Raw genomic sequence first — 14,062 nt, 5'->3', positions numbered from 1 at the left:
TTCTACCTCAGTTTCAGGGTGGCAAGGCCGATCAGCACCAGAATCACGGTGATGATCCAGAAGCGGACGATCACCCGAGGCTCGGGCCAACCCTTGAGTTCAAAGTGGTGGTGAATCGGCGCCATGCGAAATACCCGGCGGCCGGTCAACTTGAAGGAGGCCACCTGGATCACCACCGACAGGGTCTCCATGACGAACACACCGCCCATGATGAACAGGACGATTTCCTGGCGAACGATCACCGCAATGGTGCCCAGCGCCGCACCCAGTGCCAGGGCACCGACGTCGCCCATGAACACCTGGGCCGGATACGTGTTGAACCACAAGAAGCCCAGGCCCGCGCCGATCAGCGCACCGCAGAACACGATCAGCTCGCCGGCGCCCGGCACGTAGGGAATCAGCAGGTATTCGGCGAACTTCACGTTACCCGACAGGTAGCAGAAGATACCCAGGGCGCCGCCGACCATGACCGTCGGCATGATCGCCAGGCCGTCGAGGCCGTCGGTCAGGTTCACCGCGTTGCTGGAGCCGACGATGACGAAATAGGTCAGGACCACGAAGCCGATCCCCAGGGGGATGGTGACGTCCTTGAGCATCGGCACGATCAGGGTGGTTTCGACACTGCTCGGCGCGGTCATGTACAGGAAGATCGCTGCACCCAGGCCGAACACCGACTGCCAGAAATATTTCCAGCGGCTCGGCAGGCCACGGGAGTTCTTCTCGATCACCTTGCGATAGTCATCGACCCAGCCGATGGCGCCGAACAGCAGGGTGACGATCAGCACCACCCAGACATAACGATTGGTCAGGTCGGCCCACAGCAAGGTGCTGATGCCGATCGCCGAAAGAATCAGGGCGCCGCCCATGGTCGGGGTGCCGGACTTGGACAGGTGCGATTGCGGGCCGTCGTTGCGAACCGCTTGGCCGATCTGGCGAATCTGCAGGGTACGGATCATCCATGGGCCCAGCCACAGGGCCAGCGACAGCGCGGTCAGTACCCCGAGGATCCCGCGCAGGGACAGGTACTGGAAGACCGCGAAGCCTTTGTAGAACTGTTGCAGATACTCAGCCAGCAGCAGCAGCATTAATGTTTCTCCCCGCTGGAACCGCACAGCGCCGTCACGACGTTTTCCATCGCAGCGCTACGCGATCCCTTGATCAAAATAGTGGTGTTAGCGGCCTGCTCGTCGGCGCAAACGGCGGCGATCAGGTCGGCTTGATTAGCGAAATGTCGGGCATTGGCGCCGAACGCTGTTACCGCGTGAGCCATGTTCGGCCCCACCGCATACAGTGCCGAAACCTTGTCTTTGGCGTACGCGCCTACCTGCCGATGCCCTTCCTCGGCCCACTGGCCCAATTCGCCGATATCCCCGAGCACCAGGACGGTGCGGCCGGAAAAGCCGGCGAGTATATCAACGGCAGCGCACATGGAGGTGGGGTTTGCGTTGTAGGAATCGTCGATAACCCGCACACCGTTGCCGGCCATCTGCACCACAGTGCGGCCCTTGACCGGTTGCACGTTGTTCAGGCCCTGGGCGATACCCTCAAGAGTCAGACCAAAGGCATGGGCAGCAGCGGCAGCAGCCAGGGCATTGGCGACATTATGGGTACCCAGCAGGTTCAGCTGGACCCGCTCCACGCTTTCGGCGCCGTGCAGGTCGAAGGCCGGGCAGCCGCGCTCATCAAAGGCAATGTTGCCGGCGTGAAAGTCGGCCGCAGCGTTGTTCAGGGCGAAGGTCAGCACCTTGCGATTGCCGGCGCGCTGTTTCCAGGTGCCGAAGGCCTTGTCATCAAGGTTCAATACAGCCACGCCATCCTGACCCAGACCTTCGAGGATCTCGCCCTTGGCTTCGACAATCTTCTCTGGCCCGCCGAACTCACCGACATGGGCGGTGCCGGCGTTGTTAATCAGGGCCACTTGCGGGCGGGTCAGGCCGACGGTGTAGCGAATTTCACCGATGCGCGAAGCACCCAGTTCGATGACGGCGGCGGTATGTTCCGGGGCCAGTTCGAGCAGGGTCAGCGGGGCACCAAGATCGTTGTTCAGGTTGCCCCGGGTAGCCAGTACCGGGCCACGGGTGCGCAGGATGCTGGCCAGCATCTCCTTGACCGTGGTCTTGCCGCTGGAACCGGTGATGGCCGCGACCGGCTTGGCGAACGCCGCACGATTGAGGGCGCCCAGCTGGCCCAGGGCCAGACGACTGTCGGCCACCACCAGTTGCGGCAGGTCGCTGCCCGGCACTTCGCGCTCAACCAGGGCAGCAACGGCGCCCTTGGCCTTCACGTCGTTCAGGTAGTCATGGCCATCGAAACGCGGCCCGGCCAGGGCGACGAACAATTGCCCGGCAACGATTGCGCGACTGTCGATGCTGACGCCGGTGAAGGTTGCATCGGCCGCCACCAGGCGACCCTCAAGGGGCGCGACCAGTTGGCTGAGGGTCAATGGCTTAAGCATGGGGAGCCTCCCAGACAGCGAGTGCCTTCTCGGCTTCGACCAGATCGGAAAAATCCAGACGCTGGCCGTTGATTTCCTGGTAGTCCTCATGGCCCTTGCCGGCCAGGACAATGACATCGTCAACGCCAGCACTGGCAATCAGTTGGGCAATCGCCGGTCCGCGACCGGAAACGAACTCAACGACATCGGCCTTGCCAAAGCCCGGGCGAATGTCGGCGAAAATCTGCTGCGGATCTTCCGTGCGCGGGTTGTCGTCAGTGACCAGCACCCGATCAGCCAGGCGTTCGGCCACTTCGGCCATCAGCGGACGCTTGCCGCGATCTCGATCGCCGCCGCAGCCGAACAGGCACAGCAGCTGGCCGCGGGCGTGAGGGCGCAAGGCCTGGAGAACCTGCTCCAGGGCATCGGGGGTATGCGCATAGTCGACCACCACCAGCGGCTTGCTGCCGCCACCCAGGCGCTGCATGCGCCCGACCGGCCCTTGCAGGGTCGGGGTGACCTTGAGAATTTCATCCAGCGGATAGTCCAGCGCCATCAGGGTGCCGACCGCCGCCAGCATGTTGCTGAGGTTGAAGCGACCGAGCAGGCGGCTGCGCAGGGTGCGTTCACCTTGGGCGGTGACGATCACCGCGCGTACGCCATCGTCATCGAAATGCGCTTCGCGGCAGTACAGCGACGCGGCGCGGTCCTTGAGGCTGTAGCTGATCAGGCGCGACTCGGCATGCTCGGTGGCCAGGCGGCGACCGAACTCATCATCCAGGTTGACCACCCGGCAGCGCAGGTTCGGCCAGGCGAACAGGCGCGCCTTGGCGTCTTCGTAGGCCTGCATGCTGCCGTGGTAATCCAGGTGATCGCGGGACAGGTTGGTCATCACCGCGATGTCGAATTCCAGCGCCGCGACCCGGCCCTGGTCCAGGGCATGGGAAGAGACCTCCATGGCCACGGCTTTCGCCCCGCCCTTGCGCAGGTCGTTGAGGGTCGCCTGCACGGCGATCGGGTCCGGCGTGGTCAGGCGGCCGCTTTGCAACTCGCCATAGAAACCCGTGCCCAGTGTGCCGATAAGACCGCAGCGCTTACCAAGATTGTCCAGGGCCTGGGCCACCAGTTGAGTCACGCTGGTCTTGCCGTTGGTGCCGGTGACACCGACCAGGTCCAGCTGACGGCTTGGCTCGCCATAAAAGCGACCGGCAATGTCCGACAGCTGGGCAATCAGGCCCTTGACCGGGATCAGCGGCACTTCGGTGATCGGCAGCACGGTGGCGCCTTCGGCTTCATAGGCAACGGCCGCCGCCCCACGCTTGAGCGCGTCGGCAATGTGATCACGGCCATCGACCCGCGCACCCGGCACGGCCAGGAACAGGTCGCCCGGACGGATATTACGGCTGTCCAGGGTCAGCTCGCGGATCAACGGATCGCGGCTGGCCTGGGCGAAAAGCTTGCTCAATGGCATTGTCATTAACCGCGCCCTCCTTTGGCGGGCGCAGCATTGACCTGCTGCTGTGGAGTCGCCGGAGGCAGGTTGTCCGGCGGAACGTTCATCAGGCGCAACGTGCCCGACATGACTTTGCTGAATACGGGGGCCGAGACCAGACCACCGAAGTAGCCGCCTTTGCTCGGTTCATCGATGACCACGACCACGGCATAACGCGGATCGCTCATCGGGCCGAAGCCGGCGAACAGTGAGCGGTAGGCGTTCTCGGTATAGCCCTTGGAGCCGATGGTGGCCTTACGGGCGGTACCACTCTTGCCACCGACGTGATAGGACGGCACCTGGGCGCGGAACACACCACGCGGCGCTTCGATCACCTGCTGCAGCATGCCCTGGATGGTTTCGGCGGTTTCCTTCGGTACAACCTGGGTCGACTCCGGTGCCTTGTCGATCTTGAGGATGCTCAGCGGCACCATCTTGCCGTCGTTGGCCAGGGCCGCATAGGCATGCACCAGTTGCAGCGCGGTCACCGACAGACCGTAGCCGTAGGACAGGGTCGCGGTTTCGGCCTTGCGCCACTCGCGGTGGTTCGGCAGATTGCCGACCCGCTCACCCGGGAAGCCCAGGCCGGTGTACTGGCCCAGCCCCAGCTGGGACATCACCCGGTAGATGGATTCGCCACCGATGTCGAAGGCGATCTTGCTCATGCCGACGTTACTGGAGTTGATCAGGATGCCGGTCAGGTCGAGGATCGGGCCTTCGCTCTTGGATACGTCACGAATGGTGTAACGCCCCAGCTGCAAGGTGCCCGGGTAGACCTCGACCTTGTCGGTCGGTTTCCAGCGCCCGCTTTGCAGGGCCGCACTCATGGACAACGGCTTTACCGTCGAGCCCGGCTCGAACACGTCGATGATCGCCCGGTTACGCATGGCGGCCGGGAACATGCTGCGGCGGTTGTTCGGGTTGTAGGTGGGCTGGTTGACCATGGCAAGCACTTCGCCGGTCTTGACGTCCATGATCACCAGGCTGCCGGCCTTGGCTTCCTGCTCGGCGATGGCATTGCGCAGCTCGCGGGTTGCCAGGTATTGCAGGCGCAGGTCGATGGACAACGCCAAGGTCTTTCCGGCCTTGGCGTTTTTGGTTACCTGGATGTCTTTGATCAGCCGGCCGCGCCGGTCCTTGATGACCTGTCGCTTGCCGGGCACCCCGGCCAGCCACTCATCGTAGGCCAGCTCCACCCCTTCGCGACCATGGTCATCGAGGTCGGTAAATCCGACCATGTGCGCTGCGACATCGCCGGCCGGATAGAAACGACGGAACTCCTCGATGCCATAGACACCGGGGACTTTCAGATCGAGCACCACCTGCCCTTGCTCCGGGGTCAGGCCACGGACCAGGTAGATGAACTCCTTGCCGGCATTTTGCTCCAGACGCAGGGTCAGTTGTTGAGGATTCTGCTTGAGGGCGGCGGCCAGCGCCGGCCAGCGATCCTTGGATGCCTGCATTTCCTTGGGATTGGCCCACAGGGTGGTCACCGGGGTACTGACCGCCAGCGGCTCGCCATTACGGTCGGTGATCAGCCCGCGGTGTGCAGGAATCGGAATGTGCCGCAGGCTGCGGGCATCGCCCTGGCCCTTGAGGAAGTCACGGTCGACCACTTGCAGGTCGATGATTCGCCAGGCGATCGCACCGACCATCACCGCCAACAGGCCGATGACCACGCGAAAACGCCACGGATAGAGTGCACCCTCGAGCTTCATCATGGCGCCACCATCCGTACTTCGTCGGCGGCGGGAATGCGCATTTGCAGCTGCTCGCTGGCCAGGTTTTCAATTCGGCTATGCGCCGTCCAGGTGCTCTGCTCCAGGATCAACCGGCCCCACTCGGCCTGGGCCTTGTCGCGTTCGCTCAGCTCACCATAAAGGGTATTGAGCAACTGACGGTTCCAGTGCGCGCTGTACGATACCGCCACCGAAGAAACGAGCACGGCAATGAACAGCAGAAGCATCAGGAAGCTTCCGCCTGGCAAAGGCTTGGCGAACAGGCGGCTCACCGCAGCTTCTCGGCAACGCGCATGACCGCACTGCGCGCACGTGGGTTGGCCTTGAGCTCGGCGTCGGAGGCGAACTGCGCCTTGCCGTGCACCTTGATCCGCGGTTCGAATGGCTTGTGCTGCACCGGCAGGTTGCGCGGCAGGTTATCGGCCTCACCCTTGACCAGCTTGCGCATGAACAGTTTGACGATACGGTCTTCCAGGGAGTGGAAGCTGATCACCACCAGCCGTCCACCGACCTCCAGCGCATCGAGGGCTGCCTCGAGACCGGCTTCCAGGTCGCCCAACTCGTTATTGACGTGAATACGCAGGCCCTGGAAGGCGCGGGTAGCCGGGTTCTTGCCCTTTTCCCAGGCCGGGTTGGCGACCTTGAGCACTTCCGCCAGGTCTGCGGTGCGGGTGAACGGGGTCTGTTCGCGGCGCAGCACCACGGCACGGGCCATGCGCTTGGCAAAACGTTCTTCGCCGTACTCCTTGAAGACCCGGGCGATCTCTTCTTCCGGCGCGGTGGCGATGAACTCGGCGGCACTGACGCCACGGCTCGGGTCCATGCGCATGTCCAGCGGACCGTCGTTGAGGAAACTGAAGCCGCGCTCGGGGTCGTCCAGCTGCGGCGAGGACACGCCCAAGTCGAGCAGGATGCCGCTGACCTTGCCATCTATACCGCGCTCGACCACTTCCGCGCCCAGCTCGGCAAAACTGCGCTGCACAATGACAAAGCGGCCGTCTTCGGCCGCCAGCGCTTGCCCGGTGGCAATCGCTTGTGGATCCTTGTCAAAACCCAGCAGCCGGCCCTGGGGCCCAAGCTTGCTGAGAATCAGCCGGCTGTGCCCGCCGCGTCCGAAGGTGCCATCCAGATAGCAGCCATCGGCGCGTACGGCGAGAGCCTCGACGGCTTCGTCAAGCAGTACGGTGATGTGGTTAAAGCCGCTATCTATAGTCACAGGATCAAATCACGTAGTTCATCGGGCATGGCGCCCGGTTGTTGAATAGCTGCAAGGTCGGCTGCCGAAACCGCGTTCCAGGCATCCTCGTCCCACAGCTGAAATTTGTTCAGTTGCCCCACCAGCATTGCCTTCTTGTCGAGCTTGGCGTACTCGCGCAAACGCGGAGGCACCAGGAAGCGGCCACTGCCATCAAGCTCCAGATCCACCGCATTGCCGATCAGCAGACGCTGCAGGCGGCGGTTCTCTTCACGCAAGGACGGCAAGGCGCGCAACTTGGCTTCAATCAGTTCCCACTCATCGAGCGGGTAGACACACAGGCAGGGATCCACCGCATCGATGGTCACGATCAGTTGCCCGGAACTACGCGATTCAAGCTCGTCACGGTACCGGCTCGGCATGGCGAGACGGCCCTTGGCGTCGAGGTTGATGGCGTTGGCTCCGCGGAACACGGCTGCAAATCCCCACTTGTTAGCTTTTTGGTGTCAGAAAACCCACTTCGTGCCACTTTCTGCCACTTGCGCACACTATAGGAATCCGCCTACCACACCGTCAAGGCACGCTTATAAGGAAATCCCTTACAGATCGGAGATTTAGCGCGTTGTAGGGGGATGCAGGAAAAAACAGAGGGGGAATTTTTGGCAAGAAAATCAAAGTCACTCAGGCGAATAGAGTGCATAGTTAAAGTAATTTATTAAGAGTAAGATTTTTTCGGTATTACAAAGACGCATCTGCTATCGATTCAAGCAGGAAGGGAGGTGGAGAGTCGATCTGTAAGCCGGGTTCTGTCGAGGACAGTCATTCCTCTACGACGGCCATCACTGGACGCCTTTAGCAACCTACCCGGTTCCAACGCGGGCCGCGCCATATGGAACCCTATTTGGTCTTGCTCCGAGTGGGGTTTACCTAGCCACGAACTGTTACCAGTCGTGCGGTGCGCTCTTACCGCACCTTTTCACCCTTACCGGCACCGAAGTGCTTAGGCGGTTGTTTTCTGTGGCACTTTCCGTAGGCTCGCGCCCCCCAGGCGTTACCTGGCACTCTGCCCTATGGAGCCCGGACTTTCCTCCCCCCTCTTTTGCGGAACAAAAGAAGGCAGCGACTGTCCGATCGACTCTCCGCCGCAAAGGTTAACGGTAGCGGCGCTCAAGAACAAGTAATAATGCACATAGTAGCATTGTGCAACTATTGTGCTTTCTGTTTTTCCAGCGCGGCCTGGTACAGCAGGTTCTTGCGCACACCGGTAATTTCCGCCGCCAGGGCCGCAGCCCGCTTGAGCGGCATCTCCGCCAGCAACAGGTCCAGCACCCGCATCGCCTCGCTACTGACCGCCTGCTCGTCTTCCGGCGCAGTCCAGCCGGCCACCAGCACCACGCACTCGCCGCGCTGCTGATTGCTGTCCGCCTCGACGAACGCGCACAGCTCACCCAGTGGCAACCCCTTGAGGGTTTCGAACGTCTTGGTCAGCTCCCGCGCCAACAACGCAGGGCGGTCCGCACCGAATACCTGCTCCATGTCCTGCAGGCATTCGAGAATCCGGTGCGGCGCCTCGTAGAAGATCAACGTACGCGGCTCCTCCTTGAGCTGACTCAGACGTGCCTTTCGTCCGACAGACTTGGCCGACAGGAAACCTTCGAAAATGAAACGGTCCGACGGCAGCCCCGCCGCCGACAGCGCCGCGATCAGGGCGCAGGCACCGGGCACAGGCACCACCTGGACACCCGCCGCACGCGCCTGGCGCACCAGGTGATAGCCAGGATCAGAGATCAAGGGCGTACCGGCATCGGAAATCAGCGCCACATTGTCACCGGCCAGCAGACGGGTGAGGAAACGGCTGCCTTCGTCGCGCTCGTTGTGCTCATGACAGGCTGCCAGCGGCGTATTGATGCCAAAGTGCTGCATCAGCCGGATAGAGTGCCGGGTGTCTTCGGCAGCGATCAGGGCGACATCACTGAGCACTTTCAGCGCCCGCGCGCTCATGTCATCCAGGTTGCCGATGGGCGTGGCCACCACGTACAGCGTGCCAGCAGTGGAATGGGAAGCCCCTGGAACATCAGTCACAGCACACACCTGTCGTCTTGGTCAAAGCGCCATTGTAGCCCGACTGTCGGCAACAATGCGTAACCGGCAACGCCGCATGACCGCGCAGCACCACCTATATTGAAGGATTAGCACCACCAAGATCGCGCCCCGGCCAGCGCTTGGGTACAATTGCCAGTTAATTTGATCGAGTAACAGGACCCTTACATGATCGCTTGTCTGCGGCTGTTCACAGCCCTTTGCCTCGCCGCCCTGCTGGCAGCCTGCGCCAGCTCGCCCTCGTCGAGCCTCGGCGAACTGCCACGCACCCCGGACGCCAGCATCGAGCAACTGCTGGACCAGGCCGCCACCAGCAAGACCGCCGAGCAGGCAGCCCTGCTGCGCCTGAGCGCGGCCGACCTGGCCTTCCGGCAAAAGGACAACGCCCGTGCGGCGCGCATCCTCGAGCAGGTGCCGATGGATCAACTCAAACCGGCCCAGCAGATCTTCGCCAGCACCCTTAGCGCCGAGCTGGCCATGAGCCGCAACCAGCCGAAAGCGGCCCTGACCGCCCTGAGCCACCCAAGCCTGGAGCGCCTGGGCGAACTGCCGGACGAGCAACAGGTACGCACACGCAGCGTGCAGGCCAATGTATTGGAAGCCAACGGCCAGACCCTGGCCGCCGCCAAGGCCCGCATCGAACTGGCACCGCTGCTCAGCGGCAACGCCGCCAGCGCCAACCAGGACGCCATCTGGAACCTGATGGCCGCCCTGCCCGTCGACCAGCTGCAAGGTGTCAGCACCGGCACCGACACCCTGGCCGGTTGGGCCAGCCTGGCCCTGGCGGTGAAAAACGCCGGCACCCTGGAGCAGCAACAAGTCGCCATCGAGACCTGGCGCAAACAGAACCCCGAGCATCCGGCCGCCCTGCAGCTGCCGCTGCCGCTGGTCAAGCTCAAGGAACTGGCCAGCCAGCCGCTGACCAAGATCGCCCTGCTGCTGCCACAGGAAGGCCAGCTGGCCGGTGTCGCCCGCGCCCTGCGCGACGGCTTCATGGCCGCACACCTCCAGGCCCAGCAAGCAGGCCAGAAGCCTCCTGCCGTCGAAGTGTTCGACAGCTCGCGCATCACCTCCCTGGATGACTTCTATCGCCAGGCCCAGGCCTCCGGCGTGCAACTGGTCGTCGGCCCGCTGGAAAAGCCGCTGGTGAAAAAGCTCGCCGCTTACCCGCAACTGCCGATCACCACCCTGGCCCTGAACTACAGCGATGCCGGCAAGGCCGGCCCACCCCAGTTGTTCCAGTTCGGCCTGGCCGCCGAAGACGAAGCCCGCGAAGTCTCGCGCCGTGCCCATGCCGACGGCATGGTCCGCGCCGTCGCCCTGGTGCCGCGTGGCGAATGGGGTGACCGCGTACTCAAGGCCTTCCGCCAGGACTGGGAAGCCAAGGGCGGCACCTTGCTCGCCGCCGAACACGTCGACCAGCCCGTGGCCCTGGCCCAGCAGATCGCCGACCTGTTCCAGCTGCGCCAGAGCGAAGGCCGCGCCAAGAGCCTGCAGGACACCGTCGGCGGCGCCGTTTCGGCCCAACCTTCGCGTCGCCAGGACATCGACTTCATCTTCCTCGCCGCCACTCCGCAGCAAGGCCAGCAGATCAAGCCGACCCTGAACTTCCAATACGCCGGCGACGTGCCGGTCTACGCCACCTCGCACCTGTACAGCGCCAGCGGTGACGTCAACCAGTACAACGACATGAACGGCATCCGCTTCTGCGAAACCCCATGGCTGCTCGACACCAGCAACGCCCTGCGCCAGCAGGTCGTCAGCCAGTTCCCACAGGCCGCCGGCAGCCTCGGGCGCCTGTACGCCATGGGTATCGACGCCTATAGCCTGGCGCCGCGCCTGAGCCAGCTCAAAGCCTTGCCGGACAACCGCATCGATGGTTTCTCCGGCAGCCTGACCATGAACGCCAACCAGCGCATCGAACGCCAGTTGCCGTGGGCCGAGTTCTCCGGTGGCCAGATCGTCCGCCTGCCCGACACCCCACGCTGATGCCTGACAGTTCGCGCAAGCAGGCAGGCCAGGCCGCCGAGCGGCATGCCCTTGAATACCTTCAGGGGCAAGGCCTGCACCTGCTGGCGCAGAACTGGCGGTGCAATCGCGGCGAGCTTGATCTGGTCATGCTCGACAGCGATACAGTAGTATTCGTCGAAGTCCGCTATCGGTTGCATGCGGACTTTGGCGGTGCGCTCGGCAGTATCGACGGGCGCAAGCAGGACAAACTGGTGCTAGCCGCCGAGTCTTTCCTGCACAAGGAAACACGCTGGGCCAATCATCCCTGCCGTTTCGACGTGATCGCCGTGCAAGGCAGGGGCCATTCGGGCCAGGCGCTTCAATGGCTGAAAAACGCCTTCGAATGCTGACTCCACCCCTGCACCTTCACCCCTACAACTTTTTTGCTCTTTGCTTCGCGGGCTGCACAGTCATGTGCCGGGACCTTTTCTGTACACTCCCGACACGCCCGACCAGCCGCCCTACTTAAGGTCTCACTGATGGACATGCAATCCCGAATTCGCCAGCTTTTCCAGGCCAGCATCAACACCAAGCAACAGGCGATGGAAGTCCTTGCACCGCACATCGAGCAAGCCAGTCAGGTCATGGTCAACGCGCTGCTCAACGAGGGCAAGATGCTCGCCTGTGGCAACGGCGGCTCGGCCGGCGACGCCCAGCACTTCTCCTCCGAGCTACTCAACCGTTTCGAACGCGAGCGCCCGAGCCTGCCGGCCATCGCCCTGACCACCGACAGCTCGACCATCACCTCGATCGCCAACGACTACAGCTACAACGAGATCTTCTCCAAACAGATCCGCGCCCTGGGCCAACCGGGCGATGTGTTGCTGGCAATTTCGACCAGCGGTAACTCGGCAAACATAATTCAGGCGATCCAGGCCGCACATGATCGCGAAATGATTGTCGTAGCTCTGACCGGACGCGATGGCGGCGGCATGGCTTCGCTGCTGCTGCCTGAAGACGTCGAGATTCGCGTTCCGGCCAACGTCACCGCACGTATTCAGGAAGTCCACCTGCTGGCGATCCATTGCCTCTGCGATCTGATCGACAGCCAATTGTTCGGGAGTGAAGAATGACCCCTAACCGCCTCGGCCTGATGGCCCTGACCCTGTGCCTGAGCCTGACCGGCTGCAGCTCGGTCCTCACCGCCACCCGTGACACGCCGATTGAAGATGACCGTGGCACCCGCACCTTCGGCAGCAAGATCGACGACTCGCTGATCGAAACCAAGGTCGCGGTCAACGTAGCCAAGGCCAGCCCAGACCTGGACAAGAGTTCGCACATCGTCGTCAGCAGCTTCAACGGCGTTGTCCTGCTGGCCGGCCAGACGCCACGCGCCGACCTCAAGAACCTGGCCGGACAGGCCGCAGGCCAGGTCCAGCGCGTGAAGAAGGTCCACAACGAACTGCAGGTACTGCAACCCTCCTCGATCCTGGCGCGCAACAATGACGCCTGGCTGACCACCAAGATCAAGACCCAGATGCTCACCGACGCCACCATTCCCGGCACCCGGATCAAGGTGATCACCGAGAACGGCATCGTCTACATGCTCGGCCTGCTGACCCAACAGGAAGCCGTCCGCGCCACCAACCTGGTGCAGGGTGTGTCGGGCGTGCAGAAGATCGTCAAGTTGTTCGAGTACATCGACTGATTTCTACCCATCGCGGGGCAAGCCCGCTCCTACATCCCCTGTGGGAGCGGGCTTGCCCCGCGATAATTCTCAAGGAAAACCCATGAAAAACGGCCTGCTGCCAACCCTGCTGATTGGCGCCTTCGCCACCCTGGCCGGTTGCTCCACCCCCAGCCTGATCACCCTCAACGACGGCCGCGAGTTCCAGGCAGTCGACGCGCCGCGCTACGAGCGCAGCTCCGGCTTCTACGAGTTCAAGCAACTGGACGGCAAGGTGACCCGGGTCAACAAGGACCAGGTACGCACCATCAGCGACCTGTAATCCGGCAGGCGAACACAAAAAAGGCGATCCCCATGGATCGCCTTTTTCGTTACTTCACCACCTTCAGGCTCGGACGCCCGGTAGGTCGTGGCGGCTGCGCATCCGGCGGGCCGTCATCATCAGGCTCGACACCGTCGTCGTCCTCGTACTCATCATCCTCGAGCACCGGCGGCTCGAGCTCGAAGACCATGCCCTGGCCATTTTCCCGGGCGTAGATCCCCAGGATCGCACCGGCAGGCACGAACAAGGTGTGGGCTACCCCACCAAAACGTCCCTCGAAGCTCACAGCCTCGTTATCCATGTGCAGGTGACGTACGGCATTGGGTGAGATGTTCAGGACGATCTGGCCGTCACTGGCAAAGCCCTGGGGCACCTGTACCGCCGGGTACTCGGCATTGACCAGCATGTGCGGGGTGCAGTCGTTGTCCACGATCCACTCATAGAGTGCACGTACCAAATAGGGGCGACTGGAGTTCATCGACAGCTCCTTAAAACCTAGCGCATTTCACGTTCAGCAGCGGACAGGCTTGCCTGGAAGGCTTCGCGGGCAAACTGTCGCTCCATGTAATCGAGCAGCGGCTTGGCCGGCCGCGGCAGTTCAATACCCAGTACCGGCAATCGCCAGAGTATGGGCAGTAGACAACAATCGACCAGACTTTGCTCCTCACTAAGGAAACAAGGCTTGTCGGCAAACAGCGGCGACACGCCGGTCAGGCTCTCACGCAATTCCTTGCGCGCCTGCACGCGGGCGGCTTCCTTGCTGCGCGGATCGAGAATCAGGTCGACCAGTGCACACCAGTCGCGCTGGATGCGGTGCATCAACAGCCGGCTGTTGGCCCGCGCCACCGGATAGACCGGCAGCAGCGGCGGATGCGGGTAACGCTCGTCGAGGTACTCCATCACCACGGTCGACTCGTACAACGCCAGGTCGCGATCGACCAGGGTCGGCGCACTGCCATAGGGGTTCACTTCGACCAGCTTGGGCGGCAAGCGTCCGGGATCGACATTGATGATCTCGACGCTGACGCCCTTCTCGGCGAGAACGATGCGCACCCGATGAGAATAATGGTCAGCGGGGTCGGAGTAGCAGGCCAACCGGTTGGTCACGCCCATAGTGGTCCTCCTCGCAGATGAAATTATAGA

The 14,062-nt window shown here is 62.7% G+C and carries 15 protein-coding genes and 1 other RNA gene; 5 read left to right on the top strand and 11 right to left on the bottom strand.

Annotated elements, in window-relative coordinates:
* Positions 1-2: 2 nt before the first annotated feature.
* The 9 genes from mraY to rsmI form a co-directional block, all read right to left on the bottom strand.
* A complete protein-coding gene (mraY, locus tag ACIQUS_RS13050; protein ID WP_403047562.1) occupies positions 3-1,085 on the bottom strand; it encodes a phospho-N-acetylmuramoyl-pentapeptide-transferase in 1,083 nt (360 codons plus the stop codon).
* Positions 1,085-2,455: a UDP-N-acetylmuramoyl-tripeptide--D-alanyl-D-alanine ligase gene (gene murF, locus ACIQUS_RS13045; protein ID WP_403047560.1), complete on the bottom strand. Its 1,371-nt coding sequence runs from the start codon at positions 2,453-2,455 to the stop codon at positions 1,085-1,087. Before murF ends, mraY begins: the two co-directional genes overlap by 1 nt.
* Positions 2,448-3,911 (bottom strand): UDP-N-acetylmuramoyl-L-alanyl-D-glutamate--2,6-diaminopimelate ligase, encoded by a 1,464-nt coding sequence (locus ACIQUS_RS13040; protein ID WP_403047559.1) that lies wholly within the window; start codon positions 3,909-3,911, stop codon positions 2,448-2,450. Before ACIQUS_RS13040 ends, murF begins: the two co-directional genes overlap by 8 nt.
* A complete protein-coding gene (locus ACIQUS_RS13035; RefSeq protein WP_403047763.1) occupies positions 3,911-5,644 on the bottom strand; it encodes a peptidoglycan D,D-transpeptidase FtsI family protein in 1,734 nt (577 codons plus the stop codon). Before ACIQUS_RS13035 ends, ACIQUS_RS13040 begins: the two co-directional genes overlap by 1 nt.
* A complete protein-coding gene (ftsL, locus tag ACIQUS_RS13030; protein ID WP_045183548.1) occupies positions 5,644-5,937 on the bottom strand; it encodes a cell division protein FtsL in 294 nt (97 codons plus the stop codon). Before ftsL ends, ACIQUS_RS13035 begins: the two co-directional genes overlap by 1 nt.
* Positions 5,934-6,881, bottom strand: coding sequence for a 16S rRNA (cytosine(1402)-N(4))-methyltransferase RsmH (gene rsmH, locus ACIQUS_RS13025; RefSeq protein WP_403047557.1), 948 nt, complete (start codon positions 6,879-6,881; stop codon positions 5,934-5,936). Before rsmH ends, ftsL begins: the two co-directional genes overlap by 4 nt.
* On the bottom strand, positions 6,878-7,333 hold the full coding sequence (gene mraZ / locus ACIQUS_RS13020; RefSeq protein WP_128323895.1) for a division/cell wall cluster transcriptional repressor MraZ: 456 nt from the start codon (positions 7,331-7,333) through the stop codon (positions 6,878-6,880). The genes rsmH and mraZ overlap by 4 nt, the downstream gene beginning before the upstream one ends.
* Before the next feature lie 306 nt (positions 7,334-7,639).
* An RNA gene (gene rnpB, locus ACIQUS_RS13015) (RNase P RNA component class A) lies at positions 7,640-7,999 on the bottom strand.
* A 67-nt stretch (positions 8,000-8,066) separates the two neighbouring features.
* Entirely contained in the window at positions 8,067-8,942 is an 876-nt protein-coding gene (rsmI, locus tag ACIQUS_RS13010; protein ID WP_403047555.1) for a 16S rRNA (cytidine(1402)-2'-O)-methyltransferase, read from the bottom strand.
* Between the two features lie 186 nt (positions 8,943-9,128).
* Between rsmI and ACIQUS_RS13005 the strand changes: the two genes are divergently transcribed.
* The 5 genes from ACIQUS_RS13005 (at position 9,129) to ACIQUS_RS12985 (ending at position 12,919) form a co-directional block, all read left to right on the top strand.
* Positions 9,129-10,949 (top strand): penicillin-binding protein activator, encoded by a 1,821-nt coding sequence (locus ACIQUS_RS13005; RefSeq protein WP_403047553.1) that lies wholly within the window; start codon positions 9,129-9,131, stop codon positions 10,947-10,949.
* Positions 10,949-11,320 (top strand): YraN family protein, encoded by a 372-nt coding sequence (locus ACIQUS_RS13000; protein ID WP_403047552.1) that lies wholly within the window; start codon positions 10,949-10,951, stop codon positions 11,318-11,320. Before ACIQUS_RS13005 ends, ACIQUS_RS13000 begins: the two co-directional genes overlap by 1 nt.
* Positions 11,321-11,449: 129 nt before the next feature.
* Positions 11,450-12,043 carry a phosphoheptose isomerase gene (locus tag ACIQUS_RS12995; RefSeq protein WP_026001179.1) on the top strand — a complete coding sequence of 198 codons (594 nt, stop codon included), beginning with the start codon at positions 11,450-11,452 and terminating at the stop codon, positions 12,041-12,043.
* Positions 12,040-12,618, top strand: a complete 579-nt coding sequence (locus tag ACIQUS_RS12990; protein ID WP_403047550.1) for a BON domain-containing protein — start codon at positions 12,040-12,042, stop codon at positions 12,616-12,618. The genes ACIQUS_RS12995 and ACIQUS_RS12990 overlap by 4 nt, the downstream gene beginning before the upstream one ends.
* Positions 12,619-12,700: 82 nt before the next feature.
* The gene (locus tag ACIQUS_RS12985) at positions 12,701-12,919 is read left to right on the top strand and encodes a YgdI/YgdR family lipoprotein (protein WP_285863989.1); all 219 of its coding nucleotides are present in this window, start codon (positions 12,701-12,703) and stop codon (positions 12,917-12,919) included.
* Between the two features lie 49 nt (positions 12,920-12,968).
* Here the strand turns inward: ACIQUS_RS12985 and ACIQUS_RS12980 are convergent, their stop codons facing one another.
* Both ACIQUS_RS12980 and ACIQUS_RS12975 read right to left on the bottom strand, forming a co-directional pair.
* Complete coding sequence (locus tag ACIQUS_RS12980) at positions 12,969-13,397, bottom strand: ClpXP protease specificity-enhancing factor (RefSeq protein WP_285863988.1); 429 nt, start codon at positions 13,395-13,397, stop codon at positions 12,969-12,971.
* 17 nt (positions 13,398-13,414) lie between these two features.
* On the bottom strand, positions 13,415-14,032 hold the full coding sequence (locus ACIQUS_RS12975) for a glutathione S-transferase N-terminal domain-containing protein (RefSeq protein ID WP_403047547.1): 618 nt from the start codon (positions 14,030-14,032) through the stop codon (positions 13,415-13,417).
* Positions 14,033-14,062 lie beyond the last annotated feature (30 nt).

The sequence above is a fragment of the Pseudomonas sp. NPDC090755 genome, assembly GCF_044769005.1.
Taxonomy (GTDB): domain Bacteria; phylum Pseudomonadota; class Gammaproteobacteria; order Pseudomonadales; family Pseudomonadaceae; genus Aquipseudomonas.
Note: the sequence above shows the minus strand (reverse complement) of the source record. Positions and strands in the feature narration are given on the sequence as shown.

What these genes read in the sequence shown, in the direction of transcription:
- ACIQUS_RS12980 (WP_285863988.1), bottom strand. Translation starts at nt 13,397, where the DNA reads ATGAACTCCAGTCGCCCCTATTTGGTACGTGCACTCTATGAGTGGATC.
- ACIQUS_RS13035 (WP_403047763.1), bottom strand. Translation starts at nt 5,644, where the DNA reads ATGAAGCTCGAGGGTGCACTCTATCCGTGGCGTTTTCGCGTGGTCATC.
- ACIQUS_RS12995 (WP_026001179.1), top strand. Translation starts at nt 11,450, where the DNA reads ATGGACATGCAATCCCGAATTCGCCAGCTTTTCCAGGCCAGCATCAAC.
- ACIQUS_RS12990 (WP_403047550.1), top strand. Translation starts at nt 12,040, where the DNA reads ATGACCCCTAACCGCCTCGGCCTGATGGCCCTGACCCTGTGCCTGAGC.
- ACIQUS_RS13005 (WP_403047553.1), top strand. Translation starts at nt 9,129, where the DNA reads ATGATCGCTTGTCTGCGGCTGTTCACAGCCCTTTGCCTCGCCGCCCTG.
- ACIQUS_RS13000 (WP_403047552.1), top strand. Translation starts at nt 10,949, where the DNA reads ATGCCTGACAGTTCGCGCAAGCAGGCAGGCCAGGCCGCCGAGCGGCAT.
- murF (WP_403047560.1), bottom strand. Translation starts at nt 2,455, where the DNA reads ATGCTTAAGCCATTGACCCTCAGCCAACTGGTCGCGCCCCTTGAGGGT.
- ACIQUS_RS12985 (WP_285863989.1), top strand. Translation starts at nt 12,701, where the DNA reads ATGAAAAACGGCCTGCTGCCAACCCTGCTGATTGGCGCCTTCGCCACC.
- mraY (WP_403047562.1), bottom strand. Translation starts at nt 1,085, where the DNA reads ATGCTGCTGCTGCTGGCTGAGTATCTGCAACAGTTCTACAAAGGCTTC.
- ACIQUS_RS13040 (WP_403047559.1), bottom strand. Translation starts at nt 3,911, where the DNA reads ATGACAATGCCATTGAGCAAGCTTTTCGCCCAGGCCAGCCGCGATCCG.
- ACIQUS_RS12975 (WP_403047547.1), bottom strand. Translation starts at nt 14,032, where the DNA reads ATGGGCGTGACCAACCGGTTGGCCTGCTACTCCGACCCCGCTGACCAT.